This is a genomic window from Pseudomonas sp. GG8, assembly GCF_052976945.1.
In genome coordinates, this window is sequence record NZ_JBRIIP010000001.1 from 223,132 (window position 1) to 238,833 (window position 15,702).

A 15,702-nucleotide genomic window follows, 5' to 3' on the forward strand; every position below is an offset into this window, starting at 1 on the left:
TCTCTGGCGGCAAGCGCCGGAGATAAATAAAATTGCACCGCTATTTTCGAGGCGCGCTCTAAGCCCGCGCTTTATCACAGTTACAGATACCGGGTTTTCTTTCCATGGCTCAATACGTCTTCACCATGCATCGGCTGAGCAAAGTTGTGCCGCCGAAGCGGGAAATTTTGAAAAATATCTCCCTGTCGTTTTTCCCTGGCGCCAAGATCGGTGTGCTGGGCTTGAACGGTTCGGGTAAATCCACACTGTTGAAAATCATGGCCGGTGTCGACTCTGAGTTCGACGGTGAAGCTCGGCCAATGCCTGAGCTCAACATTGGCTATCTGCCGCAAGAACCACAGCTGGACCCGACCAAGACCGTGCGTGAAGTGGTCGAAGAAGCGGTCAGCGTGATCAAAAATGCACAGGCGCGCCTTGATCAGGTGTATGCCGAATACGCCGAGCCGGATGCCGACTTCGACAAGCTGGCTGCCGAACAGGCCAAGCTTGAGTCCATCCTGCAAGCCAGCGACGGTCATAACCTGGACCGTCAATTGGAAGTCGCCGCCGATGCGCTGCGTCTACCGGCCTGGGACGCGAAGATCGAATTCCTGTCCGGTGGTGAAAAGCGTCGTGTGGCCCTTTGCCGTCTGCTGCTGTCCGCGCCGGATATGCTGTTGCTCGACGAACCGACCAACCACCTGGACGCCGATTCCGTCGCCTGGCTGGAGCATTTCCTCCACGACTTCCCGGGCACAGTGGTTGCGATCACGCACGACCGGTACTTCCTGGATAACGTCGCTGGCTGGATTCTTGAGCTCGACCGCGGTGCCGGTATTCCTTACGAGGGCAACTATTCGGGTTGGCTTGAAGCCAAGTCCGATCGTCTGGCCCAGGAATCCAAGCAGCAGTCGGCTCATGAAAAGGCCATGAAAGACGAGTTGGAGTGGGTTCGCAAAGGTGCCAAGGCGCGCCAATCGAAATCCAAGGCCCGTCTGCAACGCTTCGAAGAAATGCAATCGCAGGAATTCCAGAAGCGCAGCGAAACCAACGAGATCTACATCCCCGCCGGTCCACGTCTGGGCGACAAGGTCATCGAGTTCAAGAACGTTTCCAAAGGCTATGGCGATCGCGTGCTGATCGACAACATGTCGTTCTCCATGCCTAAAGGCGCTATCGTCGGGGTTATTGGTGGTAACGGTGCAGGTAAGTCGACCTTGTTCCGCATGCTGATGGGCAAGGAACAACCGGACTCCGGCACGATTGAAGTCGGTGAAACCGTGCAGCTGGCGTGCGTGGATCAGAGCCGCGACGATCTGGACGGCAGCAAATCGGTGTTCCAGGCGGTTTCCGATGGTTCCGATGTGATCCGCATCGGCAACTATGAAATCCCGTCGCGCACCTACGTTGGCCGCTTCAACTTCAAAGGTGGCGATCAGCAGAAGTTCGTCAAGGACCTCTCTGGCGGTGAGCGCGGTCGCTTGCACCTGGCATTGACACTCAAAGAGGGCGGCAACGTGCTGCTGCTCGACGAACCGTCAAACGACCTCGACGTGGAAACCCTGCGTTCGCTGGAAGAAGCGTTGCTCGACTTCCCGGGCGCTGCCATTGTGATCTCCCACGATCGGTGGTTCCTGGACCGGGTAGCGACGCACATCCTCGCGTACGAAGATGACTCGCAAGCCGTGTTCTTCGAAGGTAACTACACCGAGTACGAGGCTGACCGTAAAAAACGCCTCGGCGAAGCCGCGGCCCAGCCGCACCGGGTACGTCACAAGAAACTGGCGTGATTTGATCTGCCATGAAAACGGAGCCTTCGGGCTCCGTTTTCATGTGGGGTTTAGTTCAGGCATATCGCTTGTGTCTGAGATGCCGTCTTCGCAGACAAGTCAGTTCCTAAAAGCACTGCCCACACGGCCTCCGTGTCTGACCGCTAGGCCGTGGGAGCTGACTTGTCTGCGAACGATCACGAAGTGATCGCAATAAATCAAGCCTCCGCCTCTATCCTGATCACCTCAATCAACTGATCCCCCGCAGGGCGCTTCCATAGCACCTCATCGCCCGGTTGCGCGCCCAGCAACGCTCGGCCCAGCGGTGAGCCCCAGTTGATCAAGGCGCTGGCCGCATCGGCCTGGTCCTCACCCACCAACTGCACCCGTTGCTCTGCGCCGCTCTCATCGGCGAACGTCACCCAGCTACCTATGTGAACCTTGTCAGTCGAGAGGGCCGGTACGACCACTTGGGCGCTTTGCAGGCGTTGGTTGAAGTAGCGCAGATCGCGCTCGATGTCGGCCTGACGTTGTTTGTCAGCTTGATCTCCCTGGGCCGATTGTTCGCTGTACTGCGCTTGCAACTCGGCCACATGCGTCTGTAACTGCACGAGGCCGCGGGCGGTCACGTAGTTGGGCTGCTCGCTGACTCGTCGTTCCACCGGTTGGTCGGCTTGCTCGGCGGCTTGATCTTCATTGACGAAGGCGCGACTCATGGCTTTTCTCCCTTTAGTGGGTTTTAGAACGGTGATGGTCGCGTCGCATTACCCGCGAATTTATCCGCGAAAGCGTTCGTGAAGACGCTGAAGATCAATAGTGATACCACTTCATTTCCAGCATCACTTCGTTGACCGGCGAAGCCAGTTGACTGTACTCGCGTTGGGCGCTCAGGCGCAGACCGAGGTTACGTGACAGTTCCCATTGCTGGTTCAGGCTGATGCTGCGGCGTACTTCGCCATTGGTGAAGTAATCTCCCTTGGCTTCCAGGCTCAGGTTGCCCAGCGGGTTGCGCCACAGCAGGCCAGTGTTGAAGCCTGCAGCAGGCGAAACAAGGGCCGCGAAGTCGGCGTTGTGTTCGATGCGCACGGTGCCCAATGCGAAACCGAGCATGTCGTCGGTCAGTTGCCAAGTGCCGCCGCCGCCACCGTTGACGTGGCTGACCAGGGTTTCATCGGCATGTTTACCCAGCACCCGTTCCAGTCCGCCGGAGACTTGCCAGGACCAGGGTTGGAGCAGGGCGTTGCGTGGAGTCAGCGAGCGAATGGTTGCCAGATCGAACTGTTGGACCTGCCAGTGATTCCCTTCGTATTGACGTAATTTTAGCTGGAGAATCTCGATCTGCGCGCCCAGCGGGAAACCATAGGCATTGTCGTTCAGGTCGTGATACGCCATGCGCAGGCCATATTCGGCGAACGCCTTGTCATCACGGCTGCCCGCGCCCAATTGCCAGGTACGAGACTCATGGCCGTCTTCCGTTAAGCCGGGGCGTGCGATGTCCAGTGGTGGCGGGGGATTCTGGTTGATCGCACGCAGCAGCTCGAAACTGCGCTGTGAGCGTTCTGTATCGCGTTCCAGACCATTTGCGCGATAGCGTTCGAGGCGGTAGGCGGCGTCCTGAATCAACGCGCGGCGTTCTTTGGGCAGGGTCAGGTAATCGCTGTTTTGCAATTGCTTCTGATCGGCGCTGACCTTTAGCACCCATTGCTGTTCTTCACTCTCAAGGGGCGCGGCGCGGCTGAGCAACTCTCGCTCGCGGGACGGGCGATAGTCGGTTCTCTCCACCAGACCTGCGTCTTTCACGGCGCGTACGGTGTCGGTCGGGATCGCTGTCAGCGGGAAGTGCTGGGTCAGGTTCAGGCCGGGTCGTGCGACTTGTAGCAGCTCCAACAAGCGATACGAGCAGTTTTCGTCGAAGAAAAAATAGCTGAAGCGAATCTGCTTGAGCTCCCAGACATGCTCGACCATCCGCCCGGTTTCTTCGTGGGTCAGGTTCAGCCGGTATTCCCAAAGGTCACGGTTTTCCAGACTGCGGTATTCGGACAGTTTTTCCTGGTAAGGCACCAGTGCGAAGAGGCCTGGATAACCGCCCATCAAGCCTTTCCACGCGTACAGAATACTGTTGTCCATGCCTTCGATGTACGCGCCAAAGTTAATTGCATAGCTGAGCAGGGCGGTGTGATTGGTCTGCACGTCAGCCTGGTCGATGCGCAACAGGGTGTGACCGAACATGGAGGAAGGGCTGTTCAAGTAAGCGGCCGGAAAGATCAACACGGCGCTGTCGGGTGCCACGTCCTTGAACCATTGCTTGAATTCTTTGCAGTCTACGGCGGGCAGGTCGCTCAGCTGCAATTGGTCACGCAGCCAGCGGGTCCGTGCCGGGTAAACGCATTGGGCGTGGTTATTTTGAGCCAGGGTGTCGAAGCTGCTGACGGGGGCATAAATCGCATCGAGCGTGGCGCTCAGTTCCGCTGCAGGATCGTGGGCACCGTTGGCAGCAAGAAAAAATTTGGGGTCATCTACATAGCTGCGCCAGCCACCCAGCTTGGCCGTTTCATAGTGCCCCAGGGATATCCAGAACTGCGTATTTGCCAGTTGCTGCAAGCGATCATTGTCGATATGCGGCGAGGCATACAGCGGGGCGCAGATGCAGATACAGAGCGCCACATAACCAAGGCGTTTGAGCATAGAGGGCAACTAGTCAGGAGGCAGGGCAATCAATGTTCGGGGTCGTAAACAGGGGCCTGCCCCCTGAGGCGGGGGCAGGCGGTGCGAGCTTAAGCCTGAGTTGCGTATTTCGCCAGAAGAGGGTCGTTTTTCAACACCGCGAGGGTGTTGTTGTGGACATCTTCGGCCGTTGTATCTGCTTTGCTGAAAATCTGCTGGAAGTGCTCGTGGGTGACTGCGGCGAAATGCGCACGGTCTTGTGGTGCAACGCCCAACACGACCGCGTACGTGGTCAGCGCTTCGCCCTGACCCATGGCCATGTCTTTGGAAAGCTCGTCCATCATGCCGTTCATGGAAAGCCAGGATTTACCGCCGTAGGTCAAGGCAGCGTTGGTGGAGCAGCCGTTTGTACCGGAGGTCATGCCGAAGGTGGCGTTACCCGATGTGCCGTTGGTGGTGGAAGCCAGAAAGTGGGCTGGAGTTCCACGCTGGCCTTCAAACAGCATATTGCCCCAGCCGCAATCCGGGCCACCTGGCGCTTGGGCCATGGCGTTGAGGGATGCGACGGTGAAGAGAGTACCAAGAAGAATCCGTTTCATAGCTTTAGTCTCTTTTGTGATCAACCAAGGGTCAAGGTTCCTGGCCGGTCATTGCGCCAGGGCAAGCCAGAGTTGTTATGACTGGCTGCGCAAGTTTGAGTTTAGGTCCGATCCAGGGGTTCCGTGATTTATTGCAAATTGTTATAGGGTTGGAGACTTTTCTCCCATTAAGGAGAGTGAAGCTTTTACGTGCAAAAAAATCGGCCGCACCGTGCCTTGCCAGCGGGGTGCAGCGAGCGCCAGAATGCCGCTATCTGCCCCGCTCGATGTAAGGATGTCCGATGCCCGATCCTGTTGCTGCCAGCTTGCGTCTTGCGCCTGAAGCGCTGACACGTCCTTTCTCCGCTGAACAGTTCAGCTTCACGACAACCAATGATCTGGAACCCTTTCGCGGTGTGCTCGGCCAAGAGCGAGCAGTCGAAGCCTTACAGTTTGGCGTGGCCATGCCGCGCCCCGGTTACAACGTATTTGTGATGGGCGAGCCCGGTACCGGCCGCTTCTCCTTCGTCAAGCGCTACCTCAAAGCCGAAGGCAAGCGCATGGAGACGCCGTCGGACTGGGTTTACGTCAATAATTTCGATGAACCGCGCGAGCCGCGCGCACTGGAGTTGCCTCCTGGCAGCGCGGGTGCGTTCATTGCGGATATCAATGGCCTGATCGATAACCTGCTGGCGACCTTCCCGGCGGTGTTCGAACACCCGTCGTACCAACAGAAAAAAAGCGCCATCGACCGCGCATTCAATCAACGTTATGACCGAGCGCTGGACGTTATCGAGCGCTTGGCCCTGGAAAAAGAAGTCGCCCTTTACCGCGACAGCACCAACATTGCCTTTACACCGATGAGCGAAGGCAAGGCGCTGGACGAGGCCGAATTTTCGCAGTTGCCTGAAGTGGACCGTGAGCGTTTTCATACCGACATTTCCGGTCTGGAAGAGCGCCTCAACGAGGAGCTGGCCAGCCTGCCGCAATGGAAGCGTGAATCCAGCAACCAGATGCGTCAGTTGAATGAAGAAACCATCACCCTGGCCTTGCAGCCGTTGCTGGCGCCGTTGTCCGAGAAGTACGACGAGAACGCCGGGGTCTGCGCTTACCTGCAAGGGGTGCAGGTCTACCTGCTGAAAACCGTGGTCGAGCAGTTGGTCGACGATAGCAAGACCGACGCCGAGGCGCGCAAGCTGCTCGAAGAACAATACTGCCCGAGTTTGGTGGTCGACCACCCGGTCAATTCGGGCGCGCCGGTGATTTTCGAACCGCATCCCACCTACGACAACCTGTTCGGGCGCATCGAATACAGCACCGATCAAGGCGCTCTATACACCACCTACCGTCAACTGCGCCCCGGTGCACTGCATCGGGCCAACGGTGGTTTTCTGGTGCTCGAAGCCGAAAAAATGCTCAGCGAGCCGTTTGTCTGGGATGCGCTCAAGCGCGCCTTGCAATCGCGCAAGTTGAAAATGGAATCGCCTCTGGGCGAGTTGGGTCGTCTGGCGACGGTGACTTTGACCCCGCAAGTGATCCCGCTCCAGGTCAAAGTCATCATCATTGGTGCGCGTTCACTGTATTACGCGTTGCAAGACGCCGATCCGGATTTTCAGGAGATGTTCCGGGTACTGGTGGATTTCGATGAAGACATCCCGATGGGCGACGAGACGCTGGAGCAGTTCGCCCAGTTGCTCAAAACCCGCACCTCCGAAGAAGGCATGGCACCGTTGACCGCTGACGCTGTCGCCCGCCTGGCCACGTACAGCGCCCGCCTGGCTGAGCATCAGGGCCGGTTATCGGCGCGCATCGGAGACCTGTTCCAATTGGTCAGCGAGGCGGATTTCATTCGCCAACTGGCCAGTGACGACAAGACCGATGCCGGGCACATCGAGCGCGCGCTCAAGGCCAAGGCCACGCGCACGGGCCGGGTGTCGGCGCGGATTCTCGACGACATGCTCGCGGGCATCATCCTGATCGACACCGCCGGTGCGGCCGTGGGCAAGTGCAACGGGCTGACGGTGCTGGAAGTCGGCGACTCGGCGTTTGGCGTACCTGCGCGGATTTCGGCGACGGTTTATCCCGGAGGCAGCGGTATTGTCGATATCGAACGCGAGGTCAACCTGGGTCAGCCGATCCACTCCAAGGGGGTGATGATTCTCACGGGCTATCTGGGCAGCCGCTACGCGCAGGAATTCCCGCTGGCGATTTCCGCGAGCATCGCTCTGGAGCAATCCTACGGGTATGTGGATGGCGACAGTGCGTCACTGGGCGAAGCGTGCACCTTGATTTCGGCACTGTCGAAAACACCGCTTAAGCAGTGTTTCGCCATTACCGGATCAATCAATCAGTTTGGTGAAGTGCAGGCGGTGGGCGGGGTCAACGAAAAAATCGAAGGCTTCTTCCGTCTCTGCGAAGCGCGTGGCTTGACTGGCGAGCAGGGCGCAATCATTCCGCAGGCGAACGTGGCCACCCTGATGCTCGACGAGCGTGTGCTGCAAGCCGTGCGTGCCGGGCAGTTCCATGTGTACGCGGTGCGTCAGGCCGATGAGGCGCTGAGCCTGTTGGTTGGCGAGCCTGCCGGTGCGCCAGATGAAGACGGTCAGTTCCCGGAAGGCAGCGTTAACGCCCGTGTGGTTGAGCGTTTGCGGGACATTGCCGAGATGCTCAGTGATGAAGAGCTCAAGGAACTGGGGAAAGAACCGGCGCAGTTGCAGCCGGAACTCAAGGCCTTGGCAAAAAAAGCGGATTGAAAGGGCAGGGCGCCGCAGTGGTGGCATGACCATTCGGCGCCCAGTCACTGCGGGTGCTTTTCGAATTCTGCTTTTGTTCTACTCTGGCACATATCACAGTTGTCAAAAGGACTGACGCGCTCCTTCCTGCGGTTCGAGGGGCGAACACTGTATCTACCGAGGAGCTCGCCATGTCGCGCAGCCTCTGTCTTACCCGCCAATGTCTGGGTCTGGTCACCCGTATCGAATGTGTGATTCGCCCGCTCTCAGGAGATAACGGTATGTGGACGTTACTGTTCGCCGCCGGCATGTCTGACGAGCAACCCTCCGCACTCAAGGCTCAAGGGCCTTTCCATGGGCCACTGGCCGCTGAATCGGTATTGATGGCCATTGCCGAAAGCCTGACGTTGCACGGCTATCAGGTGGCCGAAGACGTCCCCATTTGGCAGGTACACCTGCAAGGCGAGTTGCGTCGCATAAACGGAGAAGGTTCGCGTTGTCAGCGAATGTCCCCGGTTTGAGTTCGCGGCGCTGACGAGGTTCGTTACACGTTCTCGTCGGGTGCTGTTGTTTTTAACGTGTGTCAGGGAGCCCCCCGGGGCGCTCCCTGCTTCTATATCCTTGGTTATAGTTTTGCTCGAGTGAATCTTTCTTACAGTACCTATCAACCATTTTGCACAAACGGCCACGATTTTTTAAGCATGTGTGAGTAGCTTGGCTGGGACGATGAAAGTGCTAAGAGTTTTGACCATCCACCATCAGACGTCTGGCCCTTGCGTTCTTCGGAGAGGTAATGGACGGGCGGTGTCATTTCCAGGTTGTGATTTCGCCGTCCTGTACAAGACTTATACTTCTGACTCATCGGTACAGTTTGACAGGGCCTTCTCATGAATCTTCAGGAACTGACCGCTTTTGCCCATGCAGGGCTTGTGGATGAATTGAATCTGATCTCTATGGAAGGGGGCATCTATTTACTGGAGGCCCGCGTACGTGGCGTGGCGTACCCGCTCAATGACTTGAACGGCAAAACCTTGCACTTACGCTCCGTGGAGCATGCTCGGGATCTGCTGCACACCTTGCCAAAGGTGCCGTTCAATCTGGTGCACGCCGTGGTTCACGACGAAATGTGCGGTCTGCACAATGTCGACGAACAACCCCTGAGTGTGCCGATAGCCTTCCACTCTGCGTGGTGATACCTGCGGGTAGGGAGCGCTTGCTCATCTGTGCTAGGCTGCTTGCCCTTTTGGTTCGGGGCGTCTTCAGGCGAGCCGTGGATTAGCCGCTCAGCGTGCCCACGTCCGGTCTTTTCCAAGCGCCCCCTCAGCGGAGCAGTGTTATGTCCGAAGTTAACTTGTCCACCGACGAAACCCGCGTCAGCTACGGCATTGGTCGTCAGTTGGGTGACCAGCTGCGTGATAACCCGCCACCGGGCATCAGCCTGGACGCGATCCTGGCGGGCCTGAATGACGCCTTCCACGGTAAAGAAAGCCGTGTAGGTCAGGACGAAATGTCTGCCAGCTTCAAAGTCATCCGCGAAATCATGCAGGCAGAAGCAGCGGCCAAGGCTGAACAAGCTGCGGGTGCTGGCCTGGCTTACCTGGCTGAGAATGCCAAGCGTGAGGGCGTTACAACCTTGGCTTCAGGTCTGCAATTCGAAATCCTGAACGCCGGTGAAGGCGCCAAGCCATCGCGCGAAGATCAGGTTCGCACCCACTACCACGGCACGCTGATCGACGGTACGGTGTTCGACAGCTCTTACGATCGCGGCGAGCCTGCTGAATTCCCGGTTGGTGGCGTGATTGCCGGCTGGACTGAAGCCTTGCAACTGATGAACGCCGGTAGCAAATGGCGTCTGCACGTTCCGAGCGAACTGGCTTACGGCGCACAAGGCGTCGGCGGCATTCCTCCGCACAGCGTTCTGGTATTTGACGTCGAGCTGCTGGACGTTCTGTAACCGTCGCGTTGTAAGCAGATGATGGTTGAACGGATCGTCCTGATCCGTTCAATCATGACAGGCAGGCATGTTGCGTTCAGCGCGCATGTTCAGTGCAGTTCACCGGCAGGGCGTAGCGCCCGCGCGTAGCAAAATAAAAACAGATTTCGCACCATTTCCTTCAGTACGCAGGGTTCGCTCGAACACAGTCCTGTAACGTCCAGATCCCCCTGATCACGCAGTTCGTCCAGCGCGTCCTCTTCCAACACCGCGCAAACCTCTCCGGTTTCACGATGGATGATTCGCAGGTAAGGGTGTGGGCGGTCCAGCCAGGCATCAATCAAATAAGTCATGTCTCATCTCCTTCCGGGTTTAGATGAGAATAATTCTTATTAATATAATAGCAAGGGACTATTGGATATTTGATTGGCGGGGGAGCGAGGTCGCATTCGCAGACACGTCAGTCCTCGCACATAATCTGTGCCGGGTGCACCTGTCGCGGTGTACGCGATTCTGGAGCTGACGTGTCTGTAAATGGGGTGCCGCTGTGTCTCAGTGCGTGCGCGCTACCGCGAACTCACTCAGCTCGATCAACGCATCGCGGTATTCGCTCGCTGGCAGCACTTCAAGGCAAGCAATGGCCTTGGCGACGTAATCACGGGCCAGTTGTGCGGTGTAATCCAGGGCGCCCGCGTTTTCGACGGCTTCGCGAATGCTTTCCAGGTCCTCCAGGCCACCTTTCTGGATAGCCTGGCGCACCAGTGCAGCCTGTTCTGGCGTGCCTTCGCGCATGGTGTAGATCAACGGAAGGGTAGGTTTGCCTTCTGCCAGATCATCACCCACATTTTTGCCCAGGGTTTCGGCATCGCCGCGATAATCCAGCAGATCGTCGACCAGCTGGAAGGCCACGCCCAAGTGATCGCCGAACGTGCGCAGGGCTTCACTTTGCTCGTGGGTGGCGCCGCACAAGGCTGCAGCGCTATGAGTCGAGGCTTCGAACAGCATGGCTGTCTTGCCGCGAATCACTTCCATATAGGTTTCTTCAGTGGTGCTGGCGTCGCGAATTTTCGACAACTGCAGCACTTCGCCTTCTGCGATGACGCGCGTGGCTTTGGAGAGGATTTTCATCACGGGCATCGAGCCCAGTTCAACCATCATCTCGAAAGAACGCGAGTACAGGAAGTCGCCGACCAATACGCTGGGGGCGTTGCCCCACAAGGCGTTGGCGGTGGAGCGGCCACGGCGCATACCGGACATGTCGACCACGTCGTCGTGCAGCAGGGTGGCGGTGTGCAGGAACTCGATGGTAGCCGCCAGCAGACGCAGGTCATCGCCTTCGCGCCCCAGCGCTTTGCCGCACAACAGTACCAATAAAGGACGCAGGCGTTTACCGCCGGCCGAGGTAATGTAGTCGCCGATTTTCGACACCAACGGCACGCGTGACGCCAGCTGCTTTTTGATAATGACGTCAACGGCACTAAAGTCGTCCGCCACCGTGCGGTAGAAAGCTTGGGGTTGCATCAGCGACAGGCGCTCCAAAAGGGTTGCGCGGCATGCTAGGTCTAGGGCCTGACCCTGTCAAGGTATCCTGATTAGGCACTTGCATCGCTTTTGCGCCTTGCGTACAATCGCGCACCCTAACTTTCCTGGGCAGCACCTGCCTTACGCAATTGCAACGGGCCGTTCCAGCCCAATGCAGCCATGCCAGCCAATACTCTACTTATAAAGAGCTGGGTGAGCAGGATTAACGGAGAAATACCATGTACGCAGTAATTGTTACCGGTGGCAAGCAGTACAAAGTCGCCCCGGGCGAATACCTGAAGATCGAAAAGCTGGAAATCGCTACCGGCGAATCAGTGACTTTTGATCGTGTTCTGTTGATCGGCAACGGCGACGACGTCAGCATCGGCGCTCCAGTCGTTCCTGGCGCCACTGTAGTCGCTGAAGTGATCTCCCAAGGTCGCCACGACAAGATTCGCATCATCAAGTTCCGTCGTCGTAAGCACCACATGAAGCGTATGGGCCACCGCCAGTGGTACACCGAGATCAAAATCACCGGTATTCAGGCTTAATTCAGCCTAATCCACTATTTGGAGTATTGAACTCATGGCACACAAAAAAGCTGGTGGTAGTACCCGTAACGGTCGCGACTCAGAGGCCAAGCGTCTTGGCGTCAAGATGTATGGCGGCCAGGCAATCATTCCGGGCAACATCATCGTGCGTCAGCGCGGCACCCAATTCCACGCTGGCTACGGCGTTGGTATGGGCAAAGATCACACCCTGTTCGCGAAAGTGGAAGGCGTGATCAAGTTCCAGGTTAAAGGCGCCTTCGGTCGCCGTTATGTGAGCATTGTCCCGAAGACTGTAGTCGTCGCGGCATAATCACGTAGTTGCTGGAAAAGCCCTGTCTAGCGACGGGGCTTTTTTGTTTGTAGATGTAGGTGAGTCTCTCGCAAAACTGTTTGTGCGGGCTGTTGTGATGTGGGCCCCTGGGGCTGCTGGTTTCTGATCGGTATCGCAACGCTCATTTTTGCAAGAGTCTTATGTCTTTGTGTTTTTCAGCTCGTCCCTGTGGCGGGAGGCGTGCGTTATGAAGTTTGTAGATGAAGTTTCGATTCGAGTAAAAGCAGGTGATGGCGGCAACGGTTGCATGAGCTTCCGTCGGGAAAAGTTCATCGAGAACGGCGGCCCTAACGGCGGCGACGGCGGTGATGGCGGCTCGATCTACATGATCGCCGACGAAAACCTGAACACCTTGGTCGACTACCGTTACACCCGGCACTTCGATGCTGAGCGCGGTTCCAACGGCGGCAGTGCTGACTGCACCGGTAAGAAAGGCGAAGAGATGGTGCTGCGTGTGCCGGTCGGCACCACGGTGATCGATGCGGCTACTCAGGAAATCATTGGTGACCTGACCAAGGCTGGTCAGCGCTTGCTGGTGGCCAGCGGTGGCTGGCACGGCCTGGGCAACACCCGTTTCAAATCCAGCACCAACCGTGCGCCACGTCAGACCACGCCAGGCAAGTTCGGCGATCAGCGTGATCTCAAGCTGGAATTGAAAGTGTTGGCGGACGTCGGTCTGCTGGGCCTGCCAAACGCGGGCAAAAGTACCTTTATTCGTTCTGTGTCTGCGGCCAAACCGAAAGTGGCGGATTATCCGTTTACCACGTTGATTCCGAACCTGGGTGTGGTCAGCGTCGATCGCTGGAAGAGCTTCGTGGTAGCCGATATTCCAGGCTTGATCGAAGGTGCTTCCGACGGTGCCGGTCTGGGGATTCGTTTTCTCAAGCATTTGGCGCGTACGCGTTTGCTGCTGCACCTCGTCGACATGGCGCCGCTGGATGACACCAGTGCACCGGACGCGGCTGAAGTCATCGTCAACGAGCTGATCAAGTTCAGCCCGTCACTGGCTGAGCGTGATCGCTGGCTGGTACTCAACAAGTGCGACCAGATCCTCGAAGAGGAGCACGAAGAGCGGGTCAAGGAAATCGTGGATCGTTTGGAGTGGACCGGTCCGGTCTACGTCATTTCAGCGATCTCCAAGCAAGGCACCGAGCAGCTTAGCCGCGACATCATGCGTTACCTCGAAGAGCGTAACCTGCGTATCGCTGAAGATCCGGCGTTCGCCCGTGAGCTGGCCGAGCTGGATCAGAACATCGAAGACGAGGCGCGTGCGCAGCTGCAAGCGCTGGACGATCAGCGTGCTCTGCGCCGTAGCGGCGTGAAGAGCGTGCATGATGCCGAAGAAGATGTTTGGGGCGATGATGAAGAGGACGATGAAGATGGTCCGGAAATCATTTACGTCCGTGACTGATCGGGTGCAGTAAACTAAACGCCGCTTAATAGCGGCGTTTTAGTATCTCGGATTTGTATTAACCAAAATTCTCTGGCTAAGGTTGGAAGATGATGCGCAGCAAAGTGACGGGTGCCCAGCGCTGGGTCGTGAAAATCGGCAGTGCCTTGCTGACCGCTGATGGCAAGGGCCTGGATCGGGCGGCAATGGGTGTCTGGGTCGAGCAAATGGTGGCGTTGCACGAGGCGGGCGTCGAACTGGTACTGGTTTCTTCCGGTGCTGTCGCGGCAGGCATGAGTCGTTTGGGCTGGACGGCGCGACCCACGGCCATGCACGAGTTGCAAGCCGCTGCGGCCATCGGTCAGATGGGCCTGGTGCAGGCGTGGGAGTCGAGTTTCGCCGAGCATGGTCGCCATACCGCGCAGATCCTGTTGACTCACGACGACCTGTCTGACCGTAAACGCTATCTGAATGCACGCAGCACGTTGCGCACCTTGGTCGAGCTGGGCGTGGTCCCGGTGATCAACGAAAACGACACGGTGGTCACTGACGAGATCCGTTTCGGTGACAACGACACGCTGGCGGCGCTCGTGGCGAACCTGGTTGAAGCTGATCTGTTGGTGATCCTCACTGATCGCGACGGCATGTTCGATGCTGATCCGCGCAACAATCCTGATGCGAAACTGATTCACGAAGCGCGTGCCGATGATCCGGCACTGGACGCTGTTGCGGGCAGTACCGGCGGCGCGTTGGGTCGTGGTGGCATGCAGACCAAACTGCGCGCGGCGCGTCTGGCTGCGCGTTCCGGGGCGCACACCGTTATCGTTGGTGGGCGTATCGAGCGCGTGCTGGCGAGGCTTAAAGCGGGCGAGCGGCTGGGCACACTGCTGTCACCTGAGCGGGAAATGCTGGCAGCGCGTAAACAGTGGCTGGCCGGGCATCTGCAAACGCGCGGCACCCTGGTGCTCGATGCAGGTGCGGTGGTCGCTTTGGCACAAGGCAATAAAAGCTTGCTGCCGGTGGGCGTCAAGTTGGTGCAGGGCAGCTTCCGTCGCGGTGAAATGGTGGTGTGCGTGGCGCCGGACGGTCGTGAGATTGCCCGAGGCTTGAGCAACTACAGTGCGCTGGAGGCTCAAAAAATCATCGGCCAATCATCCGAGGCCATCGTCCGTGTATTGGGCTATATGGCTGAGCCGGAGTTGGTGCATCGGGATAACCTGATTCTGGTGTGAACGGTTGCGATCCGGCCCCTATTAAGAAGCAGGAAGGTGTGATGCGAGTTTTAAAAGGTGTGTTGGGCGTGCTGTTGGCGTTGCCCTTGATGGCTTCGGCCGAAGAGATCGGTCAGGTGTCGACGGTGTTCAAGTTTGTCGGGCCCAATGATCGAATCGTGGTCGAGGCATTCGACGATCCGAAAGTCGAAGGTGTGACGTGCTACCTGTCCCGCGCCAAGACCGGTGGGTTGAAAGGTGGTCTGGGTCTGGCAGAAGATCGCGCCGAAGCCTCCATTGCGTGCCGGCAGGTGGGGGCGATTCGCTTCCAGGAACCGTTGAGGGATGGCGAAGAGGTTTTCAAAGAGCGCACCTCGCTGGTTTTCAAAACCATGCAGGTCGTTCGCTTCTTCGACAAAAAGCGCAATACGCTGGTGTATTTGGTCTATAGCGACCGAATCATCGAAGGCAGCCCGCAGAACGCGGTGACAGCCATTCCGATTTTGCCGTGGACACACAGCGCGCCTTGAGGGTGCGCCTGGCGTTCGTCCTGTAAGAGGGATCGAGGCGTGTAGTTTTGTCTGCGAAGGCTAGTCTGCGCGTTCCGGTCACGCCTGCAAATGTTCGGTGTGCTGATCAAATCGCAGACAATAAAAAACCGACCCTGGGGTCGGTTTTTTAACAAGCTTATCGCTTACGCAGCTACAGCAAGGTTCAGAGCCTTGACGTGGCCGTTCAGGCGACTCTTATGACGAGCAGCTTTGTTCTTGTGGATGATGCCTTTATCGGCCATACGGTCGATGATTGGCACAGCCAGAACATAAGCAGCTTGCGCTTTTTCAGCGTCTTTTGCGTCAATGGCTTTAACTACATTCTTGATGTAGGTACGAACCATGGAACGCATGCTGGCGTTGTGGCTGCGACGCTTCTCAGCCTGTTTTGCACGTTTTTTGGCGGAAGGTGTGTTGGCCACCGTCGAGCTCCTCGAAAGACTTGTGAAATAGCAAACAAATAAGGCCGCGAATCATGCCGACGAGTTGATG

16 protein-coding genes are annotated in these 15,702 nt (G+C 57.6%); 10 read left to right on the top strand and 6 right to left on the bottom strand.

The genetic code is table 11. From position 1 onward, the window contains the following. Positions 1-104 precede the first annotated feature (104 nt). On the top strand, positions 105-1,769 hold the full coding sequence (ettA, locus tag ACVBEG_RS01140) for an energy-dependent translational throttle protein EttA (RefSeq protein WP_322182038.1): 1,665 nt from the start codon (positions 105-107) through the stop codon (positions 1,767-1,769). A 197-nt stretch (positions 1,770-1,966) separates the two neighbouring features. On the opposite strand, the gene ACVBEG_RS01145 is transcribed toward ettA, so the two are convergent. The 3 genes from ACVBEG_RS01145 to ACVBEG_RS01155 form a co-directional block, all read right to left on the bottom strand. Next, positions 1,967-2,464, bottom strand: a complete 498-nt coding sequence (locus tag ACVBEG_RS01145) for a GreA/GreB family elongation factor (protein ID WP_322182036.1) — start codon at positions 2,462-2,464, stop codon at positions 1,967-1,969. 94 nt (positions 2,465-2,558) lie between these two features. Then, the gene (locus tag ACVBEG_RS01150) at positions 2,559-4,433 is read right to left on the bottom strand and encodes an Lnb N-terminal periplasmic domain-containing protein (protein ID WP_447107287.1); all 1,875 of its coding nucleotides are present in this window, start codon (positions 4,431-4,433) and stop codon (positions 2,559-2,561) included. 89 nt (positions 4,434-4,522) lie between these two features. Further along, the gene (locus ACVBEG_RS01155; protein ID WP_322182032.1) at positions 4,523-5,011 is read right to left on the bottom strand and encodes a DUF3015 domain-containing protein; all 489 of its coding nucleotides are present in this window, start codon (positions 5,009-5,011) and stop codon (positions 4,523-4,525) included. A 281-nt stretch (positions 5,012-5,292) separates the two neighbouring features. Here ACVBEG_RS01155 and ACVBEG_RS01160 point away from each other — a divergent pair, with 281 nt between their 5' ends. The 4 genes from ACVBEG_RS01160 (at position 5,293) to ACVBEG_RS01175 (ending at position 9,676) form a co-directional block, all read left to right on the top strand. After that, complete coding sequence (locus ACVBEG_RS01160; protein WP_322182031.1) at positions 5,293-7,743, top strand: Lon protease family protein; 2,451 nt, start codon at positions 5,293-5,295, stop codon at positions 7,741-7,743. A 170-nt stretch (positions 7,744-7,913) separates the two neighbouring features. After that, a complete protein-coding gene (locus tag ACVBEG_RS01165) occupies positions 7,914-8,243 on the top strand; it encodes a PA4575 family protein (protein ID WP_322182029.1) in 330 nt (109 codons plus the stop codon). Positions 8,244-8,609: 366 nt separating this feature from the next. Then, on the top strand, positions 8,610-8,915 hold the full coding sequence (locus ACVBEG_RS01170) for a DUF6482 family protein (protein ID WP_322182027.1): 306 nt from the start codon (positions 8,610-8,612) through the stop codon (positions 8,913-8,915). A gap of 143 nt (positions 8,916-9,058) precedes the next feature. Continuing rightward, on the top strand, positions 9,059-9,676 hold the full coding sequence (locus ACVBEG_RS01175) for an FKBP-type peptidyl-prolyl cis-trans isomerase (protein ID WP_219062606.1): 618 nt from the start codon (positions 9,059-9,061) through the stop codon (positions 9,674-9,676). 89 nt (positions 9,677-9,765) lie between these two features. On the opposite strand, the gene ACVBEG_RS01180 is transcribed toward ACVBEG_RS01175, so the two are convergent. Both ACVBEG_RS01180 and ACVBEG_RS01185 read right to left on the bottom strand, forming a co-directional pair. Continuing rightward, the gene (locus tag ACVBEG_RS01180; protein ID WP_322182024.1) at positions 9,766-10,008 is read right to left on the bottom strand and encodes a PA4570 family protein; all 243 of its coding nucleotides are present in this window, start codon (positions 10,006-10,008) and stop codon (positions 9,766-9,768) included. Positions 10,009-10,207: 199 nt separating this feature from the next. Next, positions 10,208-11,176 carry a polyprenyl synthetase family protein gene (locus ACVBEG_RS01185; protein WP_322218045.1) on the bottom strand — a complete coding sequence of 323 codons (969 nt, stop codon included), beginning with the start codon at positions 11,174-11,176 and terminating at the stop codon, positions 10,208-10,210. 239 nt (positions 11,177-11,415) lie between these two features. On the opposite strand from ACVBEG_RS01185, the gene rplU reads away from it, so the two are divergent. The 5 genes from rplU to ACVBEG_RS01210 all read left to right on the top strand — a co-directional run bounded on the left by rplU (position 11,416) and on the right by ACVBEG_RS01210 (position 15,189). Then, positions 11,416-11,727, top strand: coding sequence for a 50S ribosomal protein L21 (gene rplU / locus ACVBEG_RS01190; RefSeq protein WP_219062603.1), 312 nt, complete (start codon positions 11,416-11,418; stop codon positions 11,725-11,727). A gap of 34 nt (positions 11,728-11,761) precedes the next feature. Beyond that, a complete protein-coding gene (gene rpmA / locus ACVBEG_RS01195) occupies positions 11,762-12,037 on the top strand; it encodes a 50S ribosomal protein L27 (protein ID WP_048359284.1) in 276 nt (91 codons plus the stop codon). A 208-nt stretch (positions 12,038-12,245) separates the two neighbouring features. Continuing rightward, the gene (gene cgtA, locus ACVBEG_RS01200) at positions 12,246-13,469 is read left to right on the top strand and encodes an Obg family GTPase CgtA (protein WP_219062601.1); all 1,224 of its coding nucleotides are present in this window, start codon (positions 12,246-12,248) and stop codon (positions 13,467-13,469) included. 92 nt (positions 13,470-13,561) lie between these two features. Then, positions 13,562-14,680 (top strand): glutamate 5-kinase, encoded by a 1,119-nt coding sequence (proB, locus tag ACVBEG_RS01205; RefSeq protein WP_322182872.1) that lies wholly within the window; start codon positions 13,562-13,564, stop codon positions 14,678-14,680. 41 nt (positions 14,681-14,721) lie between these two features. After that, complete coding sequence (locus ACVBEG_RS01210; RefSeq protein ID WP_322182018.1) at positions 14,722-15,189, top strand: CreA family protein; 468 nt, start codon at positions 14,722-14,724, stop codon at positions 15,187-15,189. Positions 15,190-15,353: 164 nt separating this feature from the next. Here ACVBEG_RS01210 and rpsT read toward each other — a convergent pair whose 3' ends face one another. Beyond that, a complete protein-coding gene (gene rpsT, locus ACVBEG_RS01215; RefSeq protein ID WP_219062599.1) occupies positions 15,354-15,632 on the bottom strand; it encodes a 30S ribosomal protein S20 in 279 nt (92 codons plus the stop codon). Positions 15,633-15,702 lie beyond the last annotated feature (70 nt).

What these genes read in the sequence shown, in the direction of transcription:
- ACVBEG_RS01185 (WP_322218045.1), bottom strand. Translation starts at nt 11,176, where the DNA reads ATGCAACCCCAAGCTTTCTACCGCACGGTGGCGGACGACTTTAGTGCC.
- ACVBEG_RS01150 (WP_447107287.1), bottom strand. Translation starts at nt 4,433, where the DNA reads ATGCTCAAACGCCTTGGTTATGTGGCGCTCTGTATCTGCATCTGCGCC.
- ACVBEG_RS01180 (WP_322182024.1), bottom strand. Translation starts at nt 10,008, where the DNA reads ATGACTTATTTGATTGATGCCTGGCTGGACCGCCCACACCCTTACCTG.
- proB (WP_322182872.1), top strand. Translation starts at nt 13,562, where the DNA reads ATGCGCAGCAAAGTGACGGGTGCCCAGCGCTGGGTCGTGAAAATCGGC.
- ACVBEG_RS01170 (WP_322182027.1), top strand. Translation starts at nt 8,610, where the DNA reads ATGAATCTTCAGGAACTGACCGCTTTTGCCCATGCAGGGCTTGTGGAT.
- ACVBEG_RS01145 (WP_322182036.1), bottom strand. Translation starts at nt 2,464, where the DNA reads ATGAGTCGCGCCTTCGTCAATGAAGATCAAGCCGCCGAGCAAGCCGAC.
- rplU (WP_219062603.1), top strand. Translation starts at nt 11,416, where the DNA reads ATGTACGCAGTAATTGTTACCGGTGGCAAGCAGTACAAAGTCGCCCCG.
- ettA (WP_322182038.1), top strand. Translation starts at nt 105, where the DNA reads ATGGCTCAATACGTCTTCACCATGCATCGGCTGAGCAAAGTTGTGCCG.
- ACVBEG_RS01165 (WP_322182029.1), top strand. Translation starts at nt 7,914, where the DNA reads ATGTCGCGCAGCCTCTGTCTTACCCGCCAATGTCTGGGTCTGGTCACC.
- cgtA (WP_219062601.1), top strand. Translation starts at nt 12,246, where the DNA reads ATGAAGTTTGTAGATGAAGTTTCGATTCGAGTAAAAGCAGGTGATGGC.
- rpmA (WP_048359284.1), top strand. Translation starts at nt 11,762, where the DNA reads ATGGCACACAAAAAAGCTGGTGGTAGTACCCGTAACGGTCGCGACTCA.
- ACVBEG_RS01210 (WP_322182018.1), top strand. Translation starts at nt 14,722, where the DNA reads ATGCGAGTTTTAAAAGGTGTGTTGGGCGTGCTGTTGGCGTTGCCCTTG.
- ACVBEG_RS01175 (WP_219062606.1), top strand. Translation starts at nt 9,059, where the DNA reads ATGTCCGAAGTTAACTTGTCCACCGACGAAACCCGCGTCAGCTACGGC.
- ACVBEG_RS01155 (WP_322182032.1), bottom strand. Translation starts at nt 5,011, where the DNA reads ATGAAACGGATTCTTCTTGGTACTCTCTTCACCGTCGCATCCCTCAAC.
- ACVBEG_RS01160 (WP_322182031.1), top strand. Translation starts at nt 5,293, where the DNA reads ATGCCCGATCCTGTTGCTGCCAGCTTGCGTCTTGCGCCTGAAGCGCTG.